Raw genomic sequence first — 25,527 nt, 5'->3', positions numbered from 1 at the left:
ATCAGAGCCCTCCCAGCACCGAGGCTATGTACCCGCCCTGGTCTGCAAGCGCCGTCGCGGCCGGGGCGACGATGCTGTCGACCACGAGCCCGGGCGCAATCCCGAATGCGATGGTGATCACCGCGAGGATGGCCATGCCGACGAGCATCGGGAGGGGCGCCTCCTGTACGTCGCTGTATTGCGGCTGTTTCGGCCCCATGAAGATCGCGTGGAAGACCTTCACGAAGGACGCCAGCGTCAGGATGCTCACCACCATCGCTATGATCGAGAGAACCGGATTAAAGAGGAACACCGACTCGTATATCAGGAGTTTGGACGCAAACCCGTTGAATGGCGGGATTCCGGCGATGGCGAGAGCCCCGATTATGAAAAAGATCATCGTCCATTTCATCGAGTGGCCGAGACCACCGAGTTTATTTAAGCTTCGCGTTCCGGTACGATAAAAGATGGCCCCGGCCGTCAGGAAGAGGAGACCCTTATACATCGCATGGTTGAGGATGTGGAAGATCCCGCCCTCCATCGCGACGAATCCGAAGGTGTCGAAGGCTGTCTGCTGGCCGAGAACGGCGAGGCCTACTCCGACCCCGAGGAGCATGTAGCCGGTCTGGGAGACGGCGTGGTAGGCCATCAGCCTCTTCACGTCCTTCTGCACGAGGGCCATCGTGACCCCGACGAACATAGAGAGGACGCCGAGGATGATGATGATCCAGCCGACGGCGGCGTAGTCAAGCGCGACGTTGTAGAGCGTGAAGACGACCCGGAAGACGCCGTAGAGCGACGCCTGGCTCGCCACCACCAGGAGCGCGGTGATCGAACCGGGCGCCATCGAGTAGGCGTCGGGCGTCCAGAAGTGCATCGGCACCGCACCCGACTTCATGGCGAGCGCAGAGAGGAAGAGCACGAGGGCGATCTTGTCGAGCCCCGTGTACTGCATGCTGCTCGCGATCACGGCCATGTTCAGGGCGCCGTACTGCCCGTAGAGGAGCGCGATCGCAAAGAGGACGAAGAGTCCGCCGATCGTGCTGATGACGGCATACTTCAGCCCCGCCTCGACCGCGACGCCTTTATCGACGCGGTAGGCGACGAGCGCGGCGCCTGCGAGCGAGTTGATCTCGAGGAAGACGAAGAAGTTGAAGATATCGCCGGTGCAGACCATGCCGAGGATGCCGACGATCAGGAGCAGGAAGAGGGCGTAGAACCCGTCCTTCCCGCTCCCCTTCGCCTCGCTCGCCATCATGTACAGCATGACTGCAAACCCGGAGATGGCCGCGATGATCACCATGAAGGCGCTCATGGCGTCGACGGTGAAGATGATCCGTACCGGGATCCCGCCCGAGTCGAGGGGAAGGGCGCTCGCCGGATCGAGGGCGCCGAAGGTGTAGAGCACCGTTCCGGCCGTGAAGACGTCGTAGGCGAGGAGGAGGCCGATAGCAGAGGTCAGGGTCATCGCCGCGATCACCCAGATGTTCCGGGCGAGGCTTCCGAGCCGGCCGATGAGCGGGGTCGCGAAGGCGGCGAGCATCGGCACCGCGAGAAGGAGCGCCGGGGCGTTCTGAATAATAAAATCGCCGTTCATCCTCTCAGCTTCCTCACGGTGTCGGTGTTCGCAGAGCCGTACTTTTTGTAGATGATCATCGTGAACGAGAGGAGCAGCGCCGTGGTCGCGATCCCAATGACGATGTTCGTCAGGGTCATCGCCTGCACCGTCGGCAGCACCATCGAGGTTCCGGGGGCGTTCGTGAAGATCGGGGCGATCGCGTCCATCCGGTAGCCGAGCGCCACCAGGAAGAGGTTGACCGCCGCCTCGACGAGCGAGAGGCCCATGATCACCTTGATAAGGTTCCGGCGAAAGAGCATCGCTCCGATGCCGATGACGGCGATGACTGCTGCAATGATGAACGGTAGATTATAGTACACTTATGCTCCCTCCTCGGTTCCCGACAGCATGTAGAGGACGATGAGGCTGAGCGCCCCCAGCACCTCGATGCCGACGGCGATATTCATGATCGGGATGACGCCGCCGGTGTTCAGGTCGCCGGGGTTCGGCCCAAACGCGACCGCTTCCCCGAAGATCAGCCCTCCGTTAGCGAGCCAGTTGGCAAAGAACGTCGCGCCGAGGAAGAGGGCGACGAAGGCAGTGCCGATGAAGACGAGCAGGCCGAGCGCCTCGCTGCTCCGGAACCATTCCTTGCCGAACCGGTCGAGCAGAGCCCGGGAGCCGTAGGCCGCGATGAGGAGGACGAACCCGGTCGCGATGACCGCGCCGCCCTGGAATCCTCCGCCGGGAGTCAGGTGGCCGTGCGCCACAATGTAGAACCCGAAGGTGAGGATGAAGACGAAGATGATGTCGGCGGCCGCCCGGACGATCTTACTCATACTCATACTCTTCCTCCTTATGCAGCCGCCGGAAGACGAGGCCGACCGCGAGCACCGCGGTTAAGAGCACCGTCGCCTCGCCGAGGGTATCGAATCCTCTGAAGTCCATCAGCACGTCCGCGACGATGTTGTTGCCGCCGGTCTGCTCCTGGCCGTAGCGGATGAAGTAGTCGTCCAGGCTCGTTTCGGCAGGGTTGCCGAAGTCCAGTGAAAGCGTCGGCACCAGAAAGGCGGCCAGCAGCACGAGCAGGACCGCTGCTTTGATATACTGCTTCATTCCTCCGCCTCCGTCCGCTCTGTCCCCTTGATCGCGACCATGTAGATCGCGGTCGTCAGGCCGGCGCCGATGCCCGCCTCGGCGATGGCGACGTCGGGCGCCTGCAGGATGTAAAACTCAAGAGAGAGCAGGAAACTGAAGACCCCGAACGCGATCGCCGCAGAGAGGAGATCCCGGAACCGGAAGACCAGCGCCGCGGCGATGACGAGGCCGACGAGCACCAGGGTGTGTGCAATCATTGCTATCATTGATTCGCCTCCGCCATTCTGTCGACGACCGCGGGCTTCGGCTTATAGCCGCACCGGTAGGCTGCCCGGGCGATGGCGTGCGCCCCGGTGGCGTTGGTGAACGCGAGAGCGACCACGGCGATGATCGTGTGCACCGAGAGGGTGAGGTACTGCCCTTCCCCGGTCTCGAGGAGCGCCGCTAGTCCGTAGATGACCACCGCGAGCCCGATGAAGATCGTGCCGAAGGTCGTCGTCTTCGTCTCGGCGTGCAGCCGCGTGTAGACGTCCGGGAAGCGCAGGATGCCGATGACGCCGAGGGCGTTGAAGATGAGCCCGATGGCGAGGCAGATCATAATGGCCGTATCGAGGATCGTGGTCATATCTCGCCTCCGAGGTATTTGGCGATGTAGAGCGTTCCGACGAACGAGAGGAGCGCGTAGACGATGGCGACGTCGATGAAGATGATCTGCTGGTAGACGACGCCGAGCAGGATCATCGCGGCGACGGTCAGGGTGTTGACCGCGTCGAGCGCGACAACCCGGTCCGGAGCCGTTGGCCCGGCGAAGAGCCGCACCATGGCAAGGACGATCAGGGCGGCGAGCACCACGACCGAAAGAAGCATTGCGTCGGTCACTCGGCAATCCTCCGGATCCATGCCGGGAAGTCGAACCAGGCCGTGATCTCCGTTGCGTCCAGTGTCGGTTTCTTCTCGGCTCCCGGTTTGACGTGTATCATATGGACAAAGAGGTCGTTCGTCTCCTCGTCGACGCCGACGGTGAGCGTCCCCGGCGTCAGCGTGATGGAGTTTGCGAGCAGCAGGACGCCGAGATCGGTCTTCAGACCCGGCTCTATCCTGACGATGCCGGGGCGAATCCTCCCGGTGATCACCCGGTAGGCGACGTCCAGGTTCGCCTTTGCCATCTCGAGAAAGAACGGCACGACTGCATACACCGCAAGGACCAGCCACCGGAGGGGGTTTGCCATTCGGTAGGTATGGTTCCTGCACAGAAACGTCCTCGCGATCGCGGCCACGATCAGGGCAAGGAACGCACCCATCACGAGTTCTGCCGGCGACCAGACACCAAGGTTGCCGCTCCCTGCAGTCAGAAGCAGATACAAAAGAAATGCAAAGATTGCAGTGAGCAGGAACGGAATCACGATATCACCCGATACATACTGTTCATCCTGTTTGACCTGTACTCATGTAGAATGTTGCGGAACCGGTAACCCCTGCAGATTCACGATTGAGATATTCTACATGATTTATAATGGCAATAGCAATTTGCGCGCGAAATACTTAAATATAGCCAAAGGGGTGGTCGGGAGACGGCGGGAGATCCAATCCATCTCTGGGTTCCATCACCGGAGAGATGCTCCGGTGCAGGCGAGCTGTAGCGGCGGTCACCGTGCTGAACCGCCGGTCGGAAACAATATCGAAGGAATGTTAATAGAGAACAATGCCGTTGAGCAGCGCGACCGCCGCGAAGTTCAGGAACGCCCGGCCACTGCAACGTGCAATTGTCGGAATGCCCGCCGGAAGAGCAGGCGTCCTTCGAAGTGCCGGGCGGACCAGAACCCCCGCCTTGAACGCCACCTGACGGCTTTTCGGTGCACGAAGCGTATCCCGGACGTGACAGCGACCGCCGGAACGGTGACCGGGGTGAAGGGTCGTCCGGCGGTTGCAGTCTGCCTTTTTCCACAGGGATGGTCAGCTTTCTACCAGGGACTGCCGACGTTCCGCTGTGATCGCCCGATAGGTATCGAGCAGGTCGTCGGCGAGATAGTGCCGCACCGTGCTCCCGTCCCTCTGCCTGACGAGGATGCCCTCTCTCTCGAGCCTGCCGACGTGCCAGCTCACGGAAGGACCCGATATCCCGACGGCGCTGCCGATCTCCTGCCGGGAGATCCCGGGGTTGCCCGCAACCACGTCGATGATCATCTTATCCCGCCGGTTCCCAAGACACGCCAGCATCCGTCTTTCGTCCTGAGAAAACTTCCCCGCGTGTGCAAAGTAGCGTAACGTATCGGATTCGTATCGTACCACCATCCCGAACTTCTCCAGGATGTCGAGGTGGTAGCGCAGGTTCTTGTAGGTCGAGCCGGCCATCGCCTCGAGTTCTGCAAGCGATATCCCGGGATTTTCTTTCACCGCGCGGAGGATCGTCTCCCGGGTCCGGTTTTCAAAGAGGCTCTTTTTCGAGATCCGCGAACGCCCGCCGATGATGGGAAGGTGCGAGAGCGAGAGGTGCTTTGCCAGATAGGCAATCAGCGGCACCGCCGCCACGATCCCAAGAACGAAGAGGACGGAGAGCGGGAGATCCTCCGGAGGTATCGGGAGCGGATTCGGCTCTTCGCGAAGATCGCCCATCGTTATCGTTTCGAAGTAGATGTCGCTATACTCAGGATAGGCATCGTAGCCGGGCCGGACGACGTACCCTCCCGTCTCGATTGCGGAGGCGTTCTGGCAGATCAGGAGGAGAAGTGCGGCACACGCCAGCGCCGGCACGCATCGCCGTCCTCTCATCAGTAGATCACCATCATAAACGGCTGACCGCCGGCCGGTGCCTTCTCGGCCTCGACGACCACGTACCAGTCGCCGGGCGCGATCCCCTCCGGCCGTGAGACGTGCAGGAATATCCGCCCGTTCTCTCTTCCGTCGTCCGCATCGTAGTAAGGCCCCATGACGCCGTCGGGTGCGAAGATGGTGGCCTTCAGCGAGGAACTCCGGTTCTCCCAGAAGAGATCGAACCCGAAGGCAGAGAGACCCTCCGGCATCTCACGCTGGAAGGACGCGATCTCGCCTTCGGAGACCGAGTTGTTCATGCGCCCGACAATCCGATACCCGCTCCTGTCGGTGACGACGTTTTCAAGAAGCATCTCTTTTTTTTCAGCATCGCTGAGGGCGCTGATCTGCACCGGGCCGCTCTCGTTCCAGACGTTCGCGCCGTACGGGCATTCAGGGTGCCCTTCGTCCCCCCAGGGCTCTCTGCTTCCCCAGTAATGTGGCTGGCTCCTGAACTCCTCAAGGGTCTTGGGATCTACGTTCTCTTCGATCTGTCTCACGATCTCAGGGTCATAGGCGATCCTCTGGAGATCGCCGTTTGTAATGTTCTCCCCCCAGTGCTCGTTCAGCCACCGCTGCCCCTCTTCGGTGTACGTGCCGGAGATCTCAAACCCGGCGGACGCGCTTACCGGAACGGTCAGAAGCAGCAGGAGAAGCTGCAACAGCAGGATCGTCTTCGGTTTCATCTTCCCTCTCCGGCTCCGGGCGCCAAGCGGGCGCCCGCGTCTTTCCATGGTAGCAATACACTTTTGCGCTATAAAACCATTATTCCAAAACTCTCTACATTCTCCGAATCCTTCCTGTAAATTGCCGGCATATGTAGAGGATTTTGGAATAATGGTTATGACAACTCCGCCGAGATCCTACTCCCGTTCAGGTTCGGGCGCCGTACGCGGTCGTCCTGGATCTGATCGCAGAACAGAACGAAGTGATGGAAATGAATGTCAAACAGAAAGGATCTCTGCTGGCGGGGCTTGCCGTCCTGCTTTTTCTTGCCGTCCCTGCGGTAAGCGCGTTCGAGATCTCCGGTACGTACACCGAAGAGGGTCAGCAGTGGTTGAACGAACATTGGGGCGAGAATATCACGAACGGTGATCTCCAGAGGATCGCCTACGATCCCGAGGACGTCAAAAAGATCGAAGAGAACGTAGATCCCAAGACCCTTGAGGAGTTCAGGAGCCAGCCACATTACTGGGGCGACCGCTACCCACCGGAAGAGGTGCTCCCGGGTTGTAAGATCGTCGACGACGAATACGGCGTGATCTACGATACCGACTACTCGATCAGCAATGCCATCCTGAACGGAGCGGACGATGACATCGTCGCCGCTCTTATGGAGAAGGCCAAAGGTCTTGACGCCCTTCGCCCCGGTTTCGGTGCGAATGTTTGCGGGCCGGTAGTATGACGCACAGAAACCCCTTCCAGTCCGTTCCCGTCTGCCTGACAATTGCCTTCCTCCTCTCTCTTGCCGCGGCACCCTGCACCGCCGGTTCCGGGGACGTATTCATCGCGCCTGCAGGTTCGATCTCGGAGCTCTCCTTCGCCGCGTTCGACGGCGAGTACGTCGCCGTCGCCCGGCACACCCAGCAGGCGATCGACGTCTTCACCATCGACGGAGAGCCGTTCACGTCGATCCCTCTCGCAGGCAACACCTCGCACGCGACCACGCTGGCGGTATCGAACGGCTCCGTTTACTGGTACGAAACGAACGATCGACACGAATACGGCGACCTGTACCGCTACGATATCGCCGCGGGAACGCAGTCGCTCCTCTACCGGATCGACGACGCCTGGGGCAGCAGGATCGTGCGCATCGTCGCCGACTGCGATCACCTCGCCTGGGACGAAGGCCTGAACGGCGGCACCCTGAAGGTGCATACGCTTTCGACCGGGAATACCGATGTCATTTTGTCAAATGATCAGATATACAGCCTTGCGATCGACGGCGACCGCGTGCTCTTCGGCTGCAAGCGCACCGACGGCGGGACCGGCAGGGAGATCCACGTCTACTCGATCGGCGCAAAGGAGGACTCCGTCATCCCGGAGAGCAGATCCGAGGGGACGTGGGGCTACGGCGATATATCGGGCGACCTGGCGGTGTGGACGAGAACCGATCCTGAAGAGGAACCGTTTTCCGTACTATCCGGAGCCGATGTTATGCTGACCGATCCGGCGTCGGCATCCACTGTTCCGGTATATCACCTGGACACAATCGCGGACGCCTGCATCTCCGACGGCACGATCGTCTGGGTCGAAAGAGAGAGCAACGCCGACATGAACGGGACGCTTTGTGCATACGATATCGACACGGGCGTTAGCAGACCGCTCATCACCGGCGTGTACGGACTCTACGACATCCGGGAGGGATACGTCCTCTGGAGCTCGAAGACGCCCTACGCGTACCAGGTAACGCAGATAGCGCCCGACGCTCCGGCGGCGACGACGCCCGCGCAGCCGGAGACCGCCGGCACGCCTCCCAGGAGCACTCCCCTGACGCCGGGAACGGCCCTGCTCGCCCTTCTCGCGGCGGCTCTCGGGCTTGCGGTGCGCCGGCGTAGGCGGTAGACGGGGCTGACCTGCGATCAGATCTTTCCCGCACCCGGCACCGGGGCTGAAAGCCCCTTTCTCTGTCCCGGGAGGCACCTGACGCACGACCGCCCCGGGCATATCCGGGAAGGAGCTCATCGGGCGGTAGCGATCCGGAAGAGACCAAGACGATCCGCTTTGGAAGACGCAGGGTAGTGCCCTACGAAACAACTGATACTCCCTTTGGTGCGATCGCATCCGGGTGTTCCCGATTGATTGCAACCCGGGGCACGGCTTTCCCCTGGGTATCGCCATGACTGCCCCCGCCCCAGGGCGGGGGAGGAGGCCGGAGGCCGGAGACCGGGTAGGGTGGGGGTGATGAGGTCGGTGGATCTTCGCGGGAGACAGGGGAGGGGAAAACCCCTCCCCGTCGGCCCCACCCCGGGGGCGATAGCCGCCACGGTCCACGGCATGGGGAGACGGCCGGGAAAATGGTCGTCCCCGGGACAAGCCCGGTCCGGCACCAGCCTCATCAGGGGAAGAACGCGGTATACGCTTGAATTCCCATATCTCAGGGTAGCGCTAGTGAGGAGACCCCTCCCCGTCAGCCCCACCCCCCATGGCGATAGCCACCACGGTCCACGGCATGAGGGCATGCGTGAGAAAAAGGCCGAACTTCGGGAACCGGCCAGGTCCGGCACCAGTCTCGTCAGGGAAGAATGCCAGCCGGAAGAGATCTTCACCAAAGCCCGATACTGGAAATCTTCTCCCCATGGTATTTTGTCATGAACGCGGGTTGGTGGATAGCGTAATTTCGGTCGGATTCTCTGAGATCACGTATCAGGTATATGCTGGAGCACTACCAGACGCAGAGCCCTCTTTCACACGATCACGATTCCCGTTGCGTTCACGACCGATGCCGGGCCGACTTCGCCTCAATCCGCTGCCCGGTAACCCGGGGTGACTGCGGCCGAGAGTGAACGCGGCAAGTTTTATTGATACCGACTGCCAGAATGCACTCTTGCATGCTTACGTATGGAGACTCCTATGTGTCCACGCCAGGCCGGATCCGCCGAATCGCCATCGATCTACCGCTGGTCCGACGAACTCGACGAGGGCGTCCTCATTACGGATTCTGACGGAGCGGTCGTCTGGCTGAACGAGTACTTTCAGGATATGTTTGCCGTCGGTCGGGAGGCTGCTATAGGGCTTGCTCCGGACGAGTTCGTCCGCCGTCATCTTGCGGAGCATCTGCCGGACGAGGCGGCCGTCGACCGCATCCGTGGTCTGCTGTGCACCGGCGGGCAGCGGGAGATCGATCTTGCGGTGCAGACGGCCCGGGGTGCATCGCGCCGGTTCTTTGTCACGAGCCGAGAGATGCAGCACGGGCCGTACCGGGGAAAACACCTTATCAGGTTCCGGGAAACCGCACGGTCGGATGAGGTGTTGCGGGAGCGTGAGGCGACGTTCCGGGCTATCTTTGAGGGCGCCGGTATCGGAGTGGTGCTCATCGATCTCGCCGGCCGGGTCATTGAGTGCAACCCCCGGCTCCTGGAGATGCTGGGCAGCCGTGCCGATGAGCTGGTCGGGAAGCACTTCACCTGCTACTCCTGTCCGGATGACCTCCACCCGGACGTCGACCTCTTCCGGGACCTGGCGGCCGGGAGGCGTGACCGCTACACTGTCGAGCGGCGCTATGTCCGGAGCGACGGAGCAATCCTCTGGGGGCAGCGAACTGTTTCGCTGGTGCGTGATGGTCGTGGCGCCCCCCGGTTCGCCGTGGCCATGGTGGAAGAGATTACCGACCGGAAACAGACTGAAGAAGCGCTGCGGGAGAGCGAAATGCGTTTCCGCAGCCTCTTTGAGTCCAGCCGCGATGCCATCATCTGTGCGGATCTGGAGGGCTGTATCGTCGACGCCAACATCGCGGCCGAGCGGCTGCTCCATTACACCTGCGACGAACTGCGGTCAATGACCTACCAGCAGCTGACGCCTGCCCGGTGGCATGCCGTGGAAGAGGAGATCCTGGAGAGCCAGATCGTACCTAGCGGCTACTCCGACCTGTACGAGAAGGAGTATGTCCGCAAAGACGGGACGGTCTTCCCGATCAACATCCGGGTCTGGCTGATCGCGGACACCGGTGGCAGGCCGGCCGGGTACTGGGCGATCTTCCGGGATATCAGCGACCGTAAACGGGCGGAGGAAGCCCTCCGGCAGCGGACATGGGAACTCGAAGCCGCACGCGACGAAGCGAACCTGTACCTCGACATTATGACCCACGATGTCCGGAACGCCAACACCGCCTCGGGCATGTACGCCGATCTCCTGGTCGAACTGCTGGAGGGGGAAGAGCAGATCTATGCCCGGAAACTGCGGGACGCCATCCGACGAAGCAACGAGATCCTCGCAAACGTCGCCACCATCCGCAGGATTCAGGATGCTTCGGACATTCTTCTGCCGATGCGGCTTGATCCGGTTATCCGTGAGGAGATCGGAAACTTTCCGGGAGCGGCGATTCGCTATGGCGGTGCCGACGTCCGCGTGCTGGCAGACGGTCTTCTGCCGATGGTGTTTGCAAACCTCATCGGCAACGCCGTCAAGTTCGGCGGGCCCGGCGTCGAGGTCGCCGTCCGGGTGGAAGAGGAGGACGGGCTCGTCCGGGTCTCGATCGAGGATACCGGCCCGGGCGTGCCGGACGAGGTGAAAGAGAAACTCTTCCAGCGGTTCGAGCGTGGCAGAGCCAAAGGCAGGGGTGAAGGTCTCGGTCTCTTCATCGCCCGCACGCTCGTCGAACGCTACGGCGGAACGATCCGGGTCGACGATCGGGTGGCAGGGCGACCGGAGGAAGGGGCGGCCTTCCGGTTCACGCTCCGGTTGCCGGGGCACGCACCCGGAAGCGGAGAATGAGCGATTACCGGAGATAGAGAGCCGGCGGATGCACGATGAAGAGGAGCAGCAAGAACGGGACAGGGCAGCAGGCCTTTGACAGAATCTCACCACCCGAGACCCTCTACCGGACGATCGTCGAGAACACCGGCACTGCCATCATGATCGTCGCGGGCGACGGGACAGTAGTGTATGCCAACGCCGAGTTCGAAAAGAGCTTTGGCTATCCGCGATCCGACCTCGAGGGGACGGCCTTCTGGGACAGGCTCCCCGACAGTGCCGACCGGGAGCGGATGATCCACTACCACCGCGCCCGCCGGGTGGATCCGTCGGCCGCTCCGCGGACGTACGAGGCGGCACTTCGCGATGCTTCCGGGGCGCGGCGCAATGTCGTGGTCACGGTCGCTCTCATCCCCGGGTCGGACCGGAGCGTCGTATCGTTCATGGACATCACCGAGAAGAAGCGCGCCGAAGAGGCTCTCCGGCTCTCGGAGGAGAAGTACCGCACGCTGGTTGAGGGGATCAGCGAGGTGATCTTCACCGTCGACCCGCAGGGCCGCATCACCTACATGAGCCCGGCGCTGGAACGGCTCACCGGATATCGGGTATCCGAGGTCGTCGGAGAGCCGTTCTCCCGGTACGTTCACCCTGAAGACCTCCCGGGGCTGCAGGCGAGCTTCGGGCGGACGCTTGCCGGTGCGCAGGAGCCGCATGAGTTCCGGGTATTCGACAGGGACGGTTCGCTGCATCACGTCGTCACGTCCAGCCGCCCGCTTACGGACGACGGCCGCCTGGTCGGCCTGATCGGCGTCCTGACCGATATCACGGATCGCAAACTGGCTGAAGAAGCGCTCCGGAAGAGCGAGGAGATGTACCGCTCGATCACGCAACGGAGTTTCGACGTCATCGTCACCGTCGACTGCGACGGCCGGATCACCTACATCTCGCCGGCCGTGAAGCGGATTCTCGGATATAAGCCGAAGAGCGTCACCGGCACCCGGTGGCTGGACTACGTTGTGGAACCAGAGCAGCCGGAGGTGCTGGACTTCGTCAGGATGGCACGGGAAGGGGCGGTCGAGGGCTACCAGGTTGAGATGCGGCACAAAAACGGCGCTGTTGTCACGCTCGAGTTCAACGTCTCGCCGGTCCCCTCCGCCGCGGACTGTGCCGGGTTCCAGGCGATCGGGCGGGATATCACCGACCGCAAAAGGATCCGTGAAGAGCTCGCCTACCACGCCTATCTCCTCGACCATGTCAGCGATGCGGTCATCGCCACCGACGAGCATTTCATGATAACCGCGTGGAACCGGGCGGCGGAAGACCTGTACGGCTGGGAGGCGGAGCAGGCGATCGGCCGCGCTCTCACCGAGCTGATCCACTCGGACACCCCCGGAGCAGAACCCGCTGCAGTGCTCCGGGAACTGGAGCAGGAGGGGTCGTACCGCGGCGAGCTGATGCAGTATCGCGAGGGCGGCCAGCCTCTCTCTACCGATATCACTGCAACCGCTCTGAAAGAGACGGACGGCGGAGTTACCGGCTACATCCTCGTTGCGCGGGACGTGACCGCCAGGATCGTGGCAGAATCGATCCGAAAGCGGGCGTTCGAGCAGATCGAGCAGAATATGGAGCAGTTCGCGATCCTCGGCGACCATATCCGCCACCCCCTTCAGGTGATCATGGCCCGGGCGGATCTGCTCGAGGACGAAGCGACCGCCGCGAATATCAGGGAGCAGGTGAAGCGGATCAACGGCCTCGTCCGGCAGCTCGACGAGGGATCGGTGGAGAGCCGCGAGATCCGGGAGTTCCTGCGCAAAAACGAACTTCTGTAAGGAGAAGGCCGTTTCAACCCTTCCGGTTTATGCCCCGGCGGGAAGGTTCTTGAACCGGCGGGTGCATACTCACAATAAGAGCAGAACCGATCCCATGTTGCCGCCCAGTCACCTCTCCGGTCAGGCTGCCGTCGCCTGCACATTCTTCGACGATATCGACGTCGGCCTGCTCATCGCATCACCGGACGGCCGCATCTTCCTGATCAACCGGTCGCTGCAGGAGAGCCTGGGCATCCGGGACGGCGGCATCGGGGATGGGGATGCCGCAGCGATGCTGGAGGCGCATCTTGCGCCGCGGGTACGGGACGGCGGCTGTATCGGGCAGGTCATCCGCACATTCCGTGAGGGCGCGGGGTCTGCCGAGGCCGTATGTCACATAGAAACGCCCGACGGAGAGGTGCGGGTGATGACCTTCGCATCGCGGATCATCGCCGCAGAACCGTTTCAGGGCTGCAGGCTTCTCTGGGTCAACGATATCACCGGCAGGGAACCGTTCTGCGTGCAGGCGGAGGAGCGCCGGTGCCGCCTCCAGGCGATCTTCGACAACGCGCCGGACGCCGTTCTGATCGTCGACGACGCCGGCCGGTGTATCGACGCCAATCCGGCTGCTTCCCTGCTCCTTGGCTGCGCCCGTGACGGACTGCTTACCCGGACGATCTTCGATTTTCTGCCTGCCGGCGAGCGGGATGCCGCCCGGCATCGCTGGGAGATGTCCTGTGCGGCAGGAAAGATCTCCGGTGAACAGCAGATCGTCCGGAGCGATGGAAGCTGCCTTCGGGTGGCATGGCGGGTCGCTCTAAACGTGCTGCCCGGGCAGCACCTCGGGTTCATCAGAGACATCACCGCGCGGAAGCAGACGGAGCTGCGGCTGCTGCACCTGGCAGAGATCGTCGAGGCGTCGGACGACGCCATCGTCGGCTTAGCCCGCGACGGGACGGTCACCAGCTGGAACCGCGCGGCCGAGAGGATCTACGGGTATACGGCGGGAGAAGCCATCGGCCGCCCGGCATCGCTCCTCGCACCGCCCGAACGGCGTGACGAGACGCGGTCGCTCATCGACCGGCTTGCCGCAGGCGAACCGGTCGAGCAGACGGAGACCGTCCGCCTCCGAAAGGACGGCACCACGGTCGCGGTCTCGTTTGCGGTCTCACCGATCCGGGACGCAGCGGGCAGGGTCACCGGCGCATCCGCCACCGTCCGCGACATCACCCGGCAGAAAGAAACAGAGCGGGCGCTCCGGGAGCGCGAGGCGTGGTTTCGGGGGATCTACGAGAATGCCGGCATCGGTATGGGGATTGTGGATCGTGGCGGGCATATGGTCGACAGCAATCCCGCGCTCCGCAACATGCTCGGCTACCGTGCCGACGAGCTCTCTGGTATGCACTTCACCGATTTTACGCACCCGGACGACCAGGCGGACGAGCTGGCTCTCTTTGACGAGCTGATCGCAGAGATGCGGGAGCGTTACCAGATGGAGAAGCGCTACGTCGCCCGGACAGGCTACGTCTTCTGGGGGCGCGTGACCGCCACCCTCGTCCGGGACGCCGACGGGCATCCGCAGCATGTTATCAGGATGGTGGAGGATATCCACGAGCGCAGGCAGGCCGAGGCGGCGCTGGCGCGCCGCACAGCCGATCTCGTCCGCCTGATCCGGCAGCTTAAGGAGGCGCACGCCGAGGCGAACCTCTACCTCGACATCATGACCCATGATATCCGGAATGCAAACAACGTATCGAGCGCGTATGCCGACCTCCTGGTCGACGTCCTCGCCGGCGACCAGTGGCTCTACGCCCGGAAACTGCGGGACGCCATCCGGCGAAGCACCGAGATCCTCGCAAACGTCGACACGATCAGAAAGATCCACACCGAGGCGGCCCCACTCTTCCCGGTAGACCTCGACGCCGTCATCCGGGCGGAGGTTGAGGGGTTCCCGGGTGTGTCGGTCCGGTACGACGGGCCTGCGCCCGAGGTGCTGGCAGACGGCCTTCTGCCGGTGATCTTCGTCAATCTCATCGGCAACGCCGTCAAGTTCGGCGGGCCGGATGTGGAGATCGCCGTCCGGGTGGAAGAGGCGGCCGGAACCGTCCGGGTCTCGGTCGAGGATACCGGCCCGGGGGTGCCGGACGATCTGAAAGAGGCAGTCTTCCACCGGTTCGAGCGGGGCAGAGCCAAAGGAAAGGGTGAAGGCCTCGGCCTCTTCATCTGCCGCATCCTCGCCGAGCGCTACGGCGGCAAGATCTGGGTCGACGACCGGGCGTGCGGCCGCCCCGGGAAGGGAGCGGCGTTCCGGTTCACGCTCCGGAAGGCAGAAGACCCGGGAGACGGCGTTCTGGCGCGGGACGAGGGGGGGGTCGGGTGACCCGGATCAGCGGCTCATCGGAAGACCTGCGGCAGCGTCTCGCGCAGGACCTGCAGCAGGTCGAACGTTCGGTCGATCCCGGGACATTCGCCCGGCTCTGCGACGGGATCGATGCCCTCGTCCGGCGGGACCGGAGTGCCGGGCAGGAACGCTCGCTTCTCGGGACGATCATGGAGAGCACCGATATCCACCTTGCCTACCTCGACTGTGCGTTCCGGTTCGTCCGGGTCAACCGGGCGTATGCAGAAGGAGCCGGATACGCCGCAGACGACCTCATCGGCAAAAAGCACTTCGACCTCTTCCCGAACGCTGAAAACCAGGCGATCTTCGAGCGGGTGCGCGAGACCGGCGAGCCGTTCCGGGTATACGGAAAGCCTTTTGTCTACGAGAATCGGCCAGAACGCGGCGTGACTTACTGGGACTGGAGCCTCATGCCCGTCCGGGACGCCGGCGGCAGGGTCGCCGGCCTGGTCCTCTCGCTCACCGACGTCACCGGCCGCGTGACGGCGGAGCGAAAGTTCCGCCTCCTCGCAGGCCGGATGCTCGAAGCGTATATTCTCTATGAAATTCTCCGGGATGAGGAGGGAACCCCGATCGGGTATCGGTATCTCGAACTGAACGAGGCTGCCGCGAGAGCTCTCGGCCGTCCTGCCCGGGAGCTGATCGGCAAAAACCTGCTCGATGAGTATTCTCCGGTGAACAGATCAATGCTCCGGCTCTTTTACAGGGTTGCCGCTACCGGTGAGCCGGAGCAGTTTGAGATGTACTCACAGATTCTCGGGCGGCATCTTTCGCTGCTGATCTACCGGCCGCAGGAGAACCAACTCGCGCTGATCGGTTCCGATATCACCGAGAGAAAGGAGATGGAAGAGCATCTCGCCTCCCACGCATCGCTCTTCAACAGGCTGAACGATGCGATCGTCGCGACCGATGAGCGCCAGGTCGTCACGGCCTGGAACCGGGCCGCCGCGGCGCTGTACGGTGTCGGCGCCGATGAGGCGATCGGCCGGCCGGTGGCGGACGTCATCGGTTCGGATCTATGCGGTGCGTCCTGTGGCGAAAGCGGGCATCGGGAAGCCGTCCACCACCACGCGGGCGGCATGCCGATCTTCGTTGAGGAGAGCTGCATGCCGATCTACGCCTACGGCGGAACCTTCGCCGGATACGTAAGCGTCATCCGCGACATCACCGACCGGAAGATGGCAGAGAGCGCACTGAAGGAGAGCGAACAGCGGTTCCGGCAGATCTTCGATGAATCGCCGATCGGGATCTGCTATTATACACCGGAGGGGCGGCTGGTTGCTGCCAACACAGCCTGCCTCAGGGTGTTCGGCGCTCCCTCGCGGGAGGCACTGGAGCGGCTGGATCTGCTCAAATCCCCCCTGTTCCCGACGGGTGTGCGGGAGCGGATCCGGCGGGGAGAGCAGATCCGGGCTACGGTTACACTCGACCCCGACCAGGTGCAGCGGCTCTGCGGCGCCGCGGCGATGCGTTCCGGAACCGTTGCCGTCGATCTCTTCGGCGGTCCGGTGATCGACCCGAAGACCGAAGCGTTCCGTGGGTATCTCATCCAGATGATGGACGTCACCGGCAGGATCGTGACGGAGACGATCAAGCGGGATGCGTACCGCCAGATCGAGCGGAACATGGAGCAGTTTGCCGTCCTCGGCGACCACATCCGCCACCCGCTGCAGGTGGTCATGGCCCGGGCGGACCTGCTCGAGGACGAAGCGACCGCCGCGAGTATCCGTGACCAGGTGCGCCGGGTCAACGATATCGTCAGGCAGCTCGACCAGGGATGGATAGAATCCCGTGCGATCCGGGAGTTCCTCCGGAAGAACGAGATGACGTGAGGTCCCTTTGCCGGGGGCGAACCCTTTTGTCTTCTGCGCTCTGAAGAAACGTTTACGAATCTTTTTCTCCTGCTCGGTGAATCTCTCCATACGGCAATGCAGCGGGAAGGTGACTGGAGAGGGTGGCAGGAGATCGCAGATCCGCCGCAATGGGTTCTGCAGGACACGGCGTCCTGGTTCGGAGAGCAGCAGTCCCGCCCCTACGGAGAAGTGGTAAACTTTCCCGGGGAGGCGGTCGACTATCGTGTCTGGTTTGAGAAGGGCGAAGCGGGGCAGATACATGCACATTACTATCAAAAGCTGAAGCAGCCGGGTTCCGGGCGGACCGCCGGTCTCGCCCGGAAGGCTCTGCTCCCTGCTGCAATCGTCCTCGCCGTCTGCTGTATCGCCGTGTTCGGGGGTGCTATTCTCTCGTTTGCCGGAGGTCTTCTGGATCCGGGTAGCCCCGCAGGGCACCTGCAGGCGGATGACCCGCAGATGGCCGCAGCCGATCTGGAGACCGGCCCGGTCTCCCTCCAGTACCCGTACCGGTTGAAGGGAAGGCCGGGCCTGGTCGGTTTCGATGCGTACACGGGTGTTTCCGAGTACTTCTCGTCACAGTACCCGAAAGACTATGACACCTATGAGGATCATTACCGGCAGTATGTCGCAAGCAGCGTCCAGAGGACGTACCTCCGGAGTCTGGTCGAGAACATCCGGGCATCGGCAGAGACCGACGACGACCGGGTCAGGGTTGCGATCAGCATGGTCCAGCACATCCCGTATAAGGATTACCCCCATGATACGTTCGCTAAGTATCCCTATCACGTCCTCTACCACAACAACGGCGACTGCGATGAAAAGGCGCTTCTCCTGGCACTCCTGCTCGGTGAGCTGGGATACGGCTCCGCTGTCTTCCTCTTTGAAGACGAAGCCCATATGGCTGCGGGAATAAAGGTGCCGGCGAAGTACGCCTACAAAGGCTCCGGGTACGCCTTCATCGAGAGCACCGCCCCGAGCATCCCGACCGATGCAGAGGGCGAGTTCGACGGCGGTATCCATCTGACATCCGATCCCGTCGTGGTCGCGATCGCGGACGGCGCCTCCTTCGACTGCATCTGGAAGGAGTACCAGGACGCAAAGGAGTGGAACTCACTGCAGGCAATGGGTTCGTCCCTCGATCCGTATCACTACGGCCGGTGGCGGAACCTGGTCAACTACTACGGGATCCGGGTCGACGGGTGAGCGCCCGATCCCTGCAGACCTTCTCTCCGCGATGCCTGCCATCAGGATCCCCAATCATCTGTCCGACGTTCCGTCCGCATCTCTGCCGAGACCGGAGCCCGGTGCTGCAGCCCTTCGTGTGCATGGGCATGGGTGGAAGGTTTTTCACCTTTGCGCTCGTGTTTCATGTGAGTGGTAGTATGGCGATTGACTGGTACCAGGAATTTGTCGACCTTGAGCACGAGCCTGCAGCGGATGAACTCGTTGCTCTCTTTTACTTCGAACCTGCCGAAGGCATCAGCAGAGAGGAGGCGGTCGGCCGGATAGCCTCGGAGAGCTCGACCGGGACATGGACGACCCTGCACACCCTGCCGCCGCGGATGCGGGACCTGCAGGCGAAGGCGTTTGAGATCGACGGGAATTACGTGAAGATTGCCTACCCGCTGGCACTCTGGGAGGAGGGGAACGCGGTGCAGCTCTTAAGCGGCATCGCCGGAAACATCTTCGGGATGAAGGCGCTCGCGAACCTGCGCCTCATCGACGCCTCGTTCCCGCCCGCCTATCTTCAGCATTTTAAAGGCCCGCACTTCGGGATGGAGGGGATCCGCACCATGATGCGGGCCCGTGGCAGGCCGCTCACCGGTGCGGTGCCGAAACCGAAGGTCGGGTTCTCTGCAGAGGAGCACGCAGAGGTCGGGTTCGAGACCTGGATGGGCGGGTTCGACTTCGTGAAGGACGACGAGAACCTGACGTCCATGCCGTTCAACCGGTTCGATGACCGGGTCGCCCTGCTCACGAAGCTGCGCGATAAGGCCGAGAACCTCACCGGCGAGAGAAAGTCGGCGTTCATCAACATCAGCGCCGACACCGAGACGATGAAGAAGCGGGCCGATCTGCTGGCCGAGAACGGCTGGAACTACGCCATGATCGACGTCGTGGTCGCGGGAACCGCCGCTGTGGCGACCATGCGCGACTACTGCTCCGACCTCGGGCTTGCGATCCACGCTCACCGGGCGATGCACGCGGCCTTCGATCGGGATCCGAAGCACGGGATGACGATGCTGTTCCTGGCAAAGCTCATGCGCCTCATCGGCGTGAGCCAGATCCACACCGGCACCGCCGTCGGAAAACTCGTCGGCACAAAGGAGGAGGCGAGGCTGCTTGCGGATATGCTCCGCGAACGCCGCGTCGGCGCGGTGGAGAAGACGGCGCTCGAGCAGGACTGGGGAGACATCAGGAGTGCGTTCCCGGTCTCGTCCGGCGGGCTCCACCCCGGGCTGGTCCCGGACGTCCTCGATATCTACGGCACCGAGCTCGTCCTGCTCGTCAGCGGCGGCATCCACGGGCATCCGCAAGGCACCCGGGCGGGCGCGGAGGCCACCATGCAAGCGATCGAGGCCTGGAGAGACGGCGAGACGCTCGAGGAGAAGGCAGCAAAAGCCCCCGAGCTCCGTGCCGCTCTCGAGAAGTGGGGGCACTACAAGCCCAAATGATCCTTTTTTCTGGGTTCTGACAGAAATCCGCTATCGATGGCTTCCCGCTTCTATTGCGGACGTCCCCTCCCCTGCTCTTCCGGCTACTCCTTCTCCCGCTTTCGGCCGGTCCTTTTCTGATAGTGCTTTGCAATCGTCTTCTCGACGCGGGTGGTCTGCATATCCGGCGCTTCCGGCGGCAGATTGCTCTCGATGGGCGGCTCGTCGATATCCTTTGGGACCGGGCTGTAGACGGTGTCGGTTCCCTTCTCCTCAAACGGTATCTCCGGATCCGGCCGCTTCTCTTTCTTTGCCATATGCACCTCTTCCCTCCTGGACATGACCCGGCTTTTCAGGGCCTGGCACGATCATGCCTCCGGGATACTTAAACATCAGCATCCGTCCCGGTCGGGGACGAAACCCGGCGGCGTTCTCTGCTCCTCGTAGGCATCGGCCGTCTTCGCCCATTCGAGCCGCGAGAATATCTCCTCGCCAAAAAGCCATGTTCTCCGGGGAAGGTCGTACTCGGCATGGATGCGCATGTTTCTGCCCAGTGTGAGCCGCAGCACGTCGACGGTCCTCGCAAGCGGCTGAATCCGGGGGTGGTTCTGCATCGCCTGCCAGAGGGCGTCCGCCTCGTCCCGGCAGAGGTAACGGGCGATGGTGATATGCAGCGACTTCTTCTCCGGGTAGATATCGGTCGTGTTCTCCGCCCGGGCGATGGGTGCACCCGGCGGGAAGAGCCGGTAATGGAAGAGGTCTTCTGCGAGGGGATGCCAGAACGCGGTAAAGTCTCCGGAGGGAATGACCCGGTGGGCGATTGCGTAATTCCCGTCACGGTGGTTGGCGAGCAGGAAAAATCCGTCGATCGTCAGCGGAAGGAACGCAAAAGGGCGTGCCCGCTCTGCAATGCTCTGCAGCAGGCGTTCCTCGGGGACGCCCGGGCGCAGCCGGAAGTGGCTCAGAACGGTCACGTGCGGATACCACTGGACCCGGTGGCCAAGCCGGAACGCTCCCGCAGTGCGCCTGGCAATCTCGCTGACGTCGCGGTCGAAGACCGTCACGTGCAGGTTGTAGCAGTTCCGCTGCCGGGACATAGCCGCTCACCTGCTCTTCGGACACCCGGCATCGTATAGGTTACGGTGGCAGGAAGCAGGAAAAAGATTGTTCGGCAACCCTGTCGAACTCCTGACTCACCTCTGTAGGCGAGCGGCACTCCTCCCCGCCGAACCGCTCAAGCACGTCGATGACCTCCGGGGGAGCATCGTTCTTCTTTGCCTGATCGATGAGGTCGTTCTTTCCTGCCGGATATGCCCCGGTCGCCGGTCCTCGCCCGCCATCGTCGCATATGCTGTCGCCGTCGAAGGCTCCGGCATGCCGGAGCCTTCGACCCTTCGTTCTTCCTGCAGTGGCTGCTTCGCCTCCTCCCCGGATGCCCATGCCTCCTCTGCACGCGGAGGGATTTCCGTCTGCCTCCCGTGGCCGGTCTCCCTCCGAAAACCCCGGCTCTTCGTCAAGCCTCAACGGTTCGATTATTCACGACGAAGGCGTCGTCCCCCGGAATCGCGAACCGTTCCGCTCCTCCGGTCTGCCATTGCAGACCTTCTGCCGCGTTTCTATCGCTTTTTTCGCTCTTCCGGGTTCTTTGCGTGCCGGAGCCGCCGCTGCGCCGCCGGGCGGGCATCGGCCGCATGCCCGTCTCCTCTCCGCGGCTCGGACGGCTGATATATCGGTCACTTCGGGGCGTTCAGGTTCAACGGGCAGGTGAAAAGAAGCGGGGCGGGCAGCTGGAGATAGGTACAGTACCTGCGGTCGGCATCGTAGTACTCGCAGGAAGAACAGATCTGCCGCTCCTGCCTGTGCACCTCCTCTTCCAGCCTCACGCGCACCCCGGGAGACTTCGCAGTCACGGATACCCGGGAGATGGCGAGGGCTTCTCTCTCAGAACCTGACCGCAGATCCTCATTGTGTCGTCCTGATGCCATCCACGAGCTCCCGCTCTCACGGAGAGGTGACCCGCGCCCCTGAAATTAGTTTCGTCGTTGAATGTTCAATCCTCATGTGAATATCCAGCCCGCTAGTACCCCCCGGCGACCGGGCATCCCTCTCCCTCCTGCTCGATCTCGATCGTTGCGTGGCTGATCCCGAGACCTGCCGCCGCCTCCTTCGCCCTGCATTTGATCTCCCGCATTGCGCCGTAACCGCCCCCGCCCGCTACCACGATATGGGTGGTCAGGATGTGGTGCTCGCCGTCGAGCGACCAGAGGTGGGTGTCGTGGATGCTCCTGCCGCCGTTGATGGCGGTGAGCGCCTCCCGGACGGTTCCGATGGTGATCGTCGGCGGAACGCCCTGCAGAAAGATCACCACCGTCTGGCGGAGGTTCTTCCCGACGTTCCAGAGGACGAAGAGGGCGATGAGCACCGCGAGGACGGGATCGAGCACCGGGATCTCCCAAAAGAGCAGGACGATGCTCACCACCAGCACCGCCACCCAGCCCATGACGTCCTCCAGGAGGTGCCAGGCGACGACCCGTTCGTTGAGGGTCGCCCCGCCCCGGACGCGGAGCGCCGCAAGCCCGTTCGCGGCGATGCCGATCAGGGCAAAGACGAACATTCCGGCAGCGTCCGGCATGCTGGGTTCAAATATCCGGGGAATTGCTCCGGCAAGGATGACTATCGAACCGGTGACCAGGATGACGGCGTTGATCAGGGCGGCCAGGAGCGAGAAGCGCCGGTAGCCGTACGAGAAGAGGGGCGTGCGCTCCCGCCGGGCAACGCGCTCGAAGAACCAGGAGAGCCCGAGCGCGAAGGAGTCGCCGAGGTCGTGCAGCGCATCGGCGGTGATGGCCAGGCTGCCGGTGTATGCCCCGCCGACGAACTCAAAAAGCGTGAACGCGAGGTTCAGAAAGAAGGCAGTCCTGATATTCCGCTCGCTCCGGTCGTCGTGAGCATGGGCGGGCATGACCGTCCGGTCTGCCTGCGTCCCGGAAAAACCTTCGCCCGGGCACGGTCTCCTCCCGGGCGCAGGTGATTTCCGGGCTCAAAGCCACAGAATTCCTCCTCCGGGAGGGCAGCAGAAAGAATCTGGCCCTCTGCGGCCTTCTCCGGAGAAACAATTGGGCTACCTTTATAACCTTCGCACCGTAAACCTCTTTTCGTGAACTGTTATGGAAAATGAAACCGTTTCATCAGACACATTCAGAAGCGTCGAGATGCTTCTCCTCCCGTGGTGGCTCGTGCTCCTCCAGGGGATCGTAACCCTCGGCCTCGGCGTGCTGCTGCTCGTATGGCCGATCGAGACCCTGCTCATCCTGGTCACCTTCCTCGGCGCGTACTGGCTGGTCAGTGGTATCGTCACGCTCGCAAGCGTTTTCGTGGTGAGCGAATACCGGGGCTGGCGGATCGTCTCTGGTCTCCTCGGGATCGTTGCAGGCGTACTGGTGCTCCTGTACCCGTTCTTCAGCACGCTCTTCATCCCCTCGTTCTTTGCCATCTTCATCGGTGTCTGGGGAATTCTCATCGGGGTGCTGAACATCGTCTCCGGTGTCAAGGGCGCCGGCCTCGGGGCGACCGCGCTCGGCATCGTCAGCATCATCCTCGGTATCCTGCTCCTGGCCCACCCGCTTGTCGGGGCTGCGGCGCTGGTCTTCGTCCTTGGGATCTTCGGCGTCATCGGCGGCATCACCCTGATCGCCGCTTCATTCACGCTGCGGACGTAAAATCTCTCCCCTCTTTTTCCCGACGGCAGAAGCGGCCGACCGCGACGGATCGGCACCTTCAGACCCGAACAGCAAACTATTTTGCCTTCTCGGCGCGAGTATATCTGCGACCACAGACGGAAACTACAAAATACATTCTGGGAACGATGACAGGTATCGACCGTAACGACGCGCTGTTTTTCTCCCTGGTGCTCGACGATCTCAACGACGGCATCCTTCTCCTTGATGCGGATCGGCGGGTTGTCAGGGTAAACCAGGCGCTGCAGAAACTGCTGGGCGTCAGGCAGGAGGACGTTGCCGGAGCGGATGCTTCCGGCGCTCTGTCAGGGCCGCTTGCGCGCACTCTCGGCGAGGCTGCAGCCCAGCGGATCCTCAAGAGCCCTGCCGGAGCGGCCGGACAGACCTACCGGATCTGCTCCCCCGACGGCACCGTGCAGTGGTTCTCCGTCACCGTCAAGCCGCCCGTATCCGGCCTGCAGGCGGTCATCGTCAGGGACGTCACCGCGGCTGAAGACCTGCGCCGTTTCCGGACCGCGCTCGATCACTCGCCGGTGGTCGTCTTCGCCCAGGATACGGATCTGCGGTATACCTGGACGTATAACCAGCAGTTCGGCGTCACCGATGCTTCGGTCATCGGGAAGACGGATGCTGACCTCTTCCTGCCCGAAGACGCCGCTTCACTGGCCGCACTGAAGCGCCGGGTGCTGGAGACGGGCGAGGTGATCCGCAGAGAGGTCCTGCTGACCATCGGGGGGACACTCCATGTCCGCGATATGACGCTGGAACCACTTCTGGACGCCGAATGCCGGCCGTGCAGCATCGTCGGGGCGGCGTACGACGTCACCAGCCAGAAGCGGAACGAGCGTGCGCTCCGTGAGAGCGAGGCGCGGTTTCGGGGCATTTTTGAGGATGCAGGGGTCGGGATCCTGCTGGCGGATCTGGACGGTTCGATCATCGAGTCCAACCCGGCTCTCCAGGAGATGCTCGGCTACACCGGGGAAGAGCTCTCGGGAACCGCTATCGAGGAGATCACCCATCCGGAGGATGCTCCGGCAGCCGCCTCCTCCTACGCCGGGATGCGGGCAGGGCGGCTCGAGCAGTTCCGGAGCGCGAAGCGGTACGTCACGAAGAGCGGCAGCGTGCTCTGGGTGCGGGTGATCGTCTCGCTCCTCCGGGACGCAGACGGGCATCCCCACCGGATCATCGCGATGGTGGAGAATATCACCGGACAGAAACACCTCGAGCAGCATCTGGCCTATCAGGCCTCTCTTCTTGAACGGGTCAACGACGCAATCATCGCCACCGATGAGCATCTCATTGTCACGGCATGGAACCGGGCCGCCGAGGAGCTGTACGGCTACAGCGCCGACGAGGCCTGCGGCCGCCCGGTGCAGGACCTCTTCAGTCCGGCAAAGCGGATCGACGACCTGGGTGGGATCGTACGGCTGGTTGAGAGCACCGGGCAGCACCGGACGGAGGTGGTCCATCACCACCGGGACGGACGCCCGATCTATCTCGAATCGAGCATCACTCCGCTTCGCGACGCCGAAGGCCGGGTGACCGGGTATATCAGCGTGAACCGGGACATCCTTGAGAGGAAGATGGCAGAAAAGATCAAACGGCAGGCTTTCGGCCAGATCGAGCAGAACATGGAGCAGTTCGCCATCCTGGGCGACCACATCCGCCATCCCCTGCAGGTGATCCAGGCGCGGGCCGATCTTCTGGACGACCCGGAGATCAGTGCAAGTGTCCGCGACCAGGTGCGCCGGATCAACGATATCATCCGGCAGCTCGACAAAGGCTGGATCGAGTCGAGGAAGATCCGGGAGTTCCTCCTGAGAAACGAACTGATCTGACACCGGAACAGTCCCCTCACCGAAACATCTATCTCCTCGCGCGCACTTTTCCGCTCCCGGAGGTGGCCGAATGGTCAGTGTCGTAAAACGTGATGGCAGACGTGAGGAGTTTGTTCCCGAAAAGATCGTCGTAAGTGCGGTAAAAGCCGGTGCTCCACCCGATGAGGCGCGGCGGATCGCGCAGGCTGTCGAGCGGGTCGTCCATGAGGAGATCTCGACGGAGGAGGTCCGGCGCCGTGTCCTCGAACAGCTCCGTGGCCGGAACGTCCGCTGGGAGCAGAACTGGCTGGTGTACGACCGGGCCATAAAGAAGCGGGAGACGCAGGAGATAGCGCAGCCGGCAGCCCGGTGATTGCCGTTTCCTCCTTTTTTGCATCCCGC

Annotated in this window: 27 protein-coding genes; 11 read left to right on the top strand and 16 right to left on the bottom strand. The window is 62.7% G+C overall.

All coding sequences use genetic code 11. From position 1 onward, the window contains the following. Nucleotide 1: 1 nt before the first annotated feature. The 11 genes from FGU65_RS13700 to FGU65_RS13650 form a co-directional block, all read right to left on the bottom strand. Nucleotides 2–1,576, bottom strand: a complete 1,575-nt coding sequence (locus tag FGU65_RS13700; RefSeq protein WP_301665056.1) for a proton-conducting transporter transmembrane domain-containing protein — start codon at nucleotides 1,574–1,576, stop codon at nucleotides 2–4. Next, entirely contained in the window at nucleotides 1,573–1,917 is a 345-nt protein-coding gene (locus FGU65_RS13695) for a sodium:proton antiporter (protein WP_301665055.1), read from the bottom strand. Before FGU65_RS13695 ends, FGU65_RS13700 begins: the two co-directional genes overlap by 4 nt. Further along, a complete protein-coding gene (locus FGU65_RS13690) occupies nucleotides 1,918–2,382 on the bottom strand; it encodes an MnhB domain-containing protein (RefSeq protein ID WP_301665054.1) in 465 nt (154 codons plus the stop codon). Then, nucleotides 2,369–2,653 (bottom strand): hydrogen gas-evolving membrane-bound hydrogenase subunit E, encoded by a 285-nt coding sequence (gene mbhE, locus FGU65_RS13685; RefSeq protein WP_301665053.1) that lies wholly within the window; start codon nucleotides 2,651–2,653, stop codon nucleotides 2,369–2,371. The genes FGU65_RS13690 and mbhE overlap by 14 nt, the downstream gene beginning before the upstream one ends. Continuing rightward, complete coding sequence (locus FGU65_RS13680) at nucleotides 2,650–2,901, bottom strand: DUF4040 domain-containing protein (protein ID WP_301665052.1); 252 nt, start codon at nucleotides 2,899–2,901, stop codon at nucleotides 2,650–2,652. Before FGU65_RS13680 ends, mbhE begins: the two co-directional genes overlap by 4 nt. Next, the gene (gene mnhG, locus FGU65_RS13675) at nucleotides 2,898–3,260 is read right to left on the bottom strand and encodes a monovalent cation/H(+) antiporter subunit G (protein WP_301665051.1); all 363 of its coding nucleotides are present in this window, start codon (nucleotides 3,258–3,260) and stop codon (nucleotides 2,898–2,900) included. Before mnhG ends, FGU65_RS13680 begins: the two co-directional genes overlap by 4 nt. After that, on the bottom strand, nucleotides 3,257–3,514 hold the full coding sequence (locus FGU65_RS13670) for a monovalent cation/H+ antiporter complex subunit F (protein WP_301665050.1): 258 nt from the start codon (nucleotides 3,512–3,514) through the stop codon (nucleotides 3,257–3,259). The genes mnhG and FGU65_RS13670 overlap by 4 nt, the downstream gene beginning before the upstream one ends. Continuing rightward, a complete protein-coding gene (locus tag FGU65_RS13665; RefSeq protein ID WP_301665049.1) occupies nucleotides 3,511–4,038 on the bottom strand; it encodes a Na+/H+ antiporter subunit E in 528 nt (175 codons plus the stop codon). Before FGU65_RS13665 ends, FGU65_RS13670 begins: the two co-directional genes overlap by 4 nt. A 286-nt stretch (nucleotides 4,039–4,324) precedes the next feature. Beyond that, on the bottom strand, nucleotides 4,325–4,474 hold the full coding sequence (locus FGU65_RS13660; protein WP_301665048.1) for a hypothetical protein: 150 nt from the start codon (nucleotides 4,472–4,474) through the stop codon (nucleotides 4,325–4,327). Nucleotides 4,475–4,588: 114 nt separating this feature from the next. Then, the gene (locus FGU65_RS13655; protein WP_301665047.1) at nucleotides 4,589–5,404 is read right to left on the bottom strand and encodes a winged helix-turn-helix transcriptional regulator; all 816 of its coding nucleotides are present in this window, start codon (nucleotides 5,402–5,404) and stop codon (nucleotides 4,589–4,591) included. Beyond that, nucleotides 5,404–6,129 carry a hypothetical protein gene (locus tag FGU65_RS13650; protein WP_301665046.1) on the bottom strand — a complete coding sequence of 242 codons (726 nt, stop codon included), beginning with the start codon at nucleotides 6,127–6,129 and terminating at the stop codon, nucleotides 5,404–5,406. Before FGU65_RS13650 ends, FGU65_RS13655 begins: the two co-directional genes overlap by 1 nt. A 251-nt stretch (nucleotides 6,130–6,380) precedes the next feature. Between FGU65_RS13650 and FGU65_RS13645 the strand changes: the two genes are divergently transcribed. The 8 genes from FGU65_RS13645 (at nucleotide 6,381) to rbcL (ending at nucleotide 19,592) form a co-directional block, all read left to right on the top strand. Further along, nucleotides 6,381–6,848, top strand: coding sequence for a hypothetical protein (locus FGU65_RS13645; RefSeq protein WP_301665045.1), 468 nt, complete (start codon nucleotides 6,381–6,383; stop codon nucleotides 6,846–6,848). Beyond that, the gene (locus FGU65_RS13640; RefSeq protein ID WP_301665044.1) at nucleotides 6,845–8,008 is read left to right on the top strand and encodes a hypothetical protein; all 1,164 of its coding nucleotides are present in this window, start codon (nucleotides 6,845–6,847) and stop codon (nucleotides 8,006–8,008) included. The genes FGU65_RS13645 and FGU65_RS13640 overlap by 4 nt, the downstream gene beginning before the upstream one ends. A 1,008-nt stretch (nucleotides 8,009–9,016) precedes the next feature. Further along, entirely contained in the window at nucleotides 9,017–10,876 is a 1,860-nt protein-coding gene (locus FGU65_RS13635; protein ID WP_301665043.1) for a PAS domain S-box protein, read from the top strand. A 35-nt stretch (nucleotides 10,877–10,911) separates the two neighbouring features. Next, nucleotides 10,912–12,684, top strand: coding sequence for a PAS domain S-box protein (locus FGU65_RS13630; RefSeq protein ID WP_301665042.1), 1,773 nt, complete (start codon nucleotides 10,912–10,914; stop codon nucleotides 12,682–12,684). 94 nt (nucleotides 12,685–12,778) lie between these two features. Next, on the top strand, nucleotides 12,779–15,043 hold the full coding sequence (locus FGU65_RS13625) for a PAS domain-containing sensor histidine kinase (RefSeq protein WP_301665041.1): 2,265 nt from the start codon (nucleotides 12,779–12,781) through the stop codon (nucleotides 15,041–15,043). Then, on the top strand, nucleotides 15,040–16,896 hold the full coding sequence (locus FGU65_RS13620) for a PAS domain-containing protein (RefSeq protein ID WP_301665040.1): 1,857 nt from the start codon (nucleotides 15,040–15,042) through the stop codon (nucleotides 16,894–16,896). Before FGU65_RS13625 ends, FGU65_RS13620 begins: the two co-directional genes overlap by 4 nt. Nucleotides 16,897–16,992: 96 nt before the next feature. Then, nucleotides 16,993–18,120 carry a hypothetical protein gene (locus FGU65_RS13615; RefSeq protein WP_301665039.1) on the top strand — a complete coding sequence of 376 codons (1,128 nt, stop codon included), beginning with the start codon at nucleotides 16,993–16,995 and terminating at the stop codon, nucleotides 18,118–18,120. Nucleotides 18,121–18,299: 179 nt separating this feature from the next. Then, nucleotides 18,300–19,592, top strand: coding sequence for a type III ribulose-bisphosphate carboxylase (gene rbcL / locus FGU65_RS13610; protein ID WP_301665038.1), 1,293 nt, complete (start codon nucleotides 18,300–18,302; stop codon nucleotides 19,590–19,592). Nucleotides 19,593–19,675: 83 nt separating this feature from the next. On the opposite strand, the gene FGU65_RS13605 is transcribed toward rbcL, so the two are convergent. The 5 genes from FGU65_RS13605 to FGU65_RS13585 form a co-directional block, all read right to left on the bottom strand. Continuing rightward, nucleotides 19,676–19,888, bottom strand: a complete 213-nt coding sequence (locus FGU65_RS13605) for a hypothetical protein (RefSeq protein ID WP_301665037.1) — start codon at nucleotides 19,886–19,888, stop codon at nucleotides 19,676–19,678. Nucleotides 19,889–19,963: 75 nt separating this feature from the next. After that, a complete protein-coding gene (locus FGU65_RS13600) occupies nucleotides 19,964–20,668 on the bottom strand; it encodes a 2'-5' RNA ligase family protein (RefSeq protein WP_301665036.1) in 705 nt (234 codons plus the stop codon). Between the two features lie 40 nt (nucleotides 20,669–20,708). After that, nucleotides 20,709–21,011, bottom strand: coding sequence for a DUF2795 domain-containing protein (locus FGU65_RS13595; RefSeq protein ID WP_301665035.1), 303 nt, complete (start codon nucleotides 21,009–21,011; stop codon nucleotides 20,709–20,711). Between the two features lie 293 nt (nucleotides 21,012–21,304). After that, nucleotides 21,305–21,556 (bottom strand): hypothetical protein, encoded by a 252-nt coding sequence (locus FGU65_RS13590; RefSeq protein WP_301665034.1) that lies wholly within the window; start codon nucleotides 21,554–21,556, stop codon nucleotides 21,305–21,307. A 92-nt stretch (nucleotides 21,557–21,648) separates the two neighbouring features. Then, nucleotides 21,649–22,533 (bottom strand): cation diffusion facilitator family transporter, encoded by an 885-nt coding sequence (locus FGU65_RS13585; RefSeq protein WP_301665033.1) that lies wholly within the window; start codon nucleotides 22,531–22,533, stop codon nucleotides 21,649–21,651. A 250-nt stretch (nucleotides 22,534–22,783) separates the two neighbouring features. Between FGU65_RS13585 and FGU65_RS13580 the strand changes: the two genes are divergently transcribed. From FGU65_RS13580 to FGU65_RS13570, 3 genes are all read left to right on the top strand, one after another. Beyond that, nucleotides 22,784–23,290, top strand: coding sequence for an HdeD family acid-resistance protein (locus FGU65_RS13580; protein WP_301665032.1), 507 nt, complete (start codon nucleotides 22,784–22,786; stop codon nucleotides 23,288–23,290). A gap of 146 nt (nucleotides 23,291–23,436) precedes the next feature. Beyond that, nucleotides 23,437–25,146: a PAS domain S-box protein gene (locus FGU65_RS13575; RefSeq protein ID WP_301665031.1), complete on the top strand. Its 1,710-nt coding sequence runs from the start codon at nucleotides 23,437–23,439 to the stop codon at nucleotides 25,144–25,146. A gap of 70 nt (nucleotides 25,147–25,216) precedes the next feature. After that, nucleotides 25,217–25,498 (top strand): ATP cone domain-containing protein, encoded by a 282-nt coding sequence (locus tag FGU65_RS13570; RefSeq protein WP_301665030.1) that lies wholly within the window; start codon nucleotides 25,217–25,219, stop codon nucleotides 25,496–25,498. Nucleotides 25,499–25,527: the final 29 nt, after the last annotated feature.

Source organism: Methanoculleus frigidifontis (genome assembly GCF_030464345.1).
Taxonomy (GTDB): domain Archaea; phylum Halobacteriota; class Methanomicrobia; order Methanomicrobiales; family Methanoculleaceae; genus Methanoculleus_A; species Methanoculleus_A frigidifontis.
Note: the sequence above shows the minus strand (reverse complement) of the source record. Positions and strands in the feature narration are given on the sequence as shown.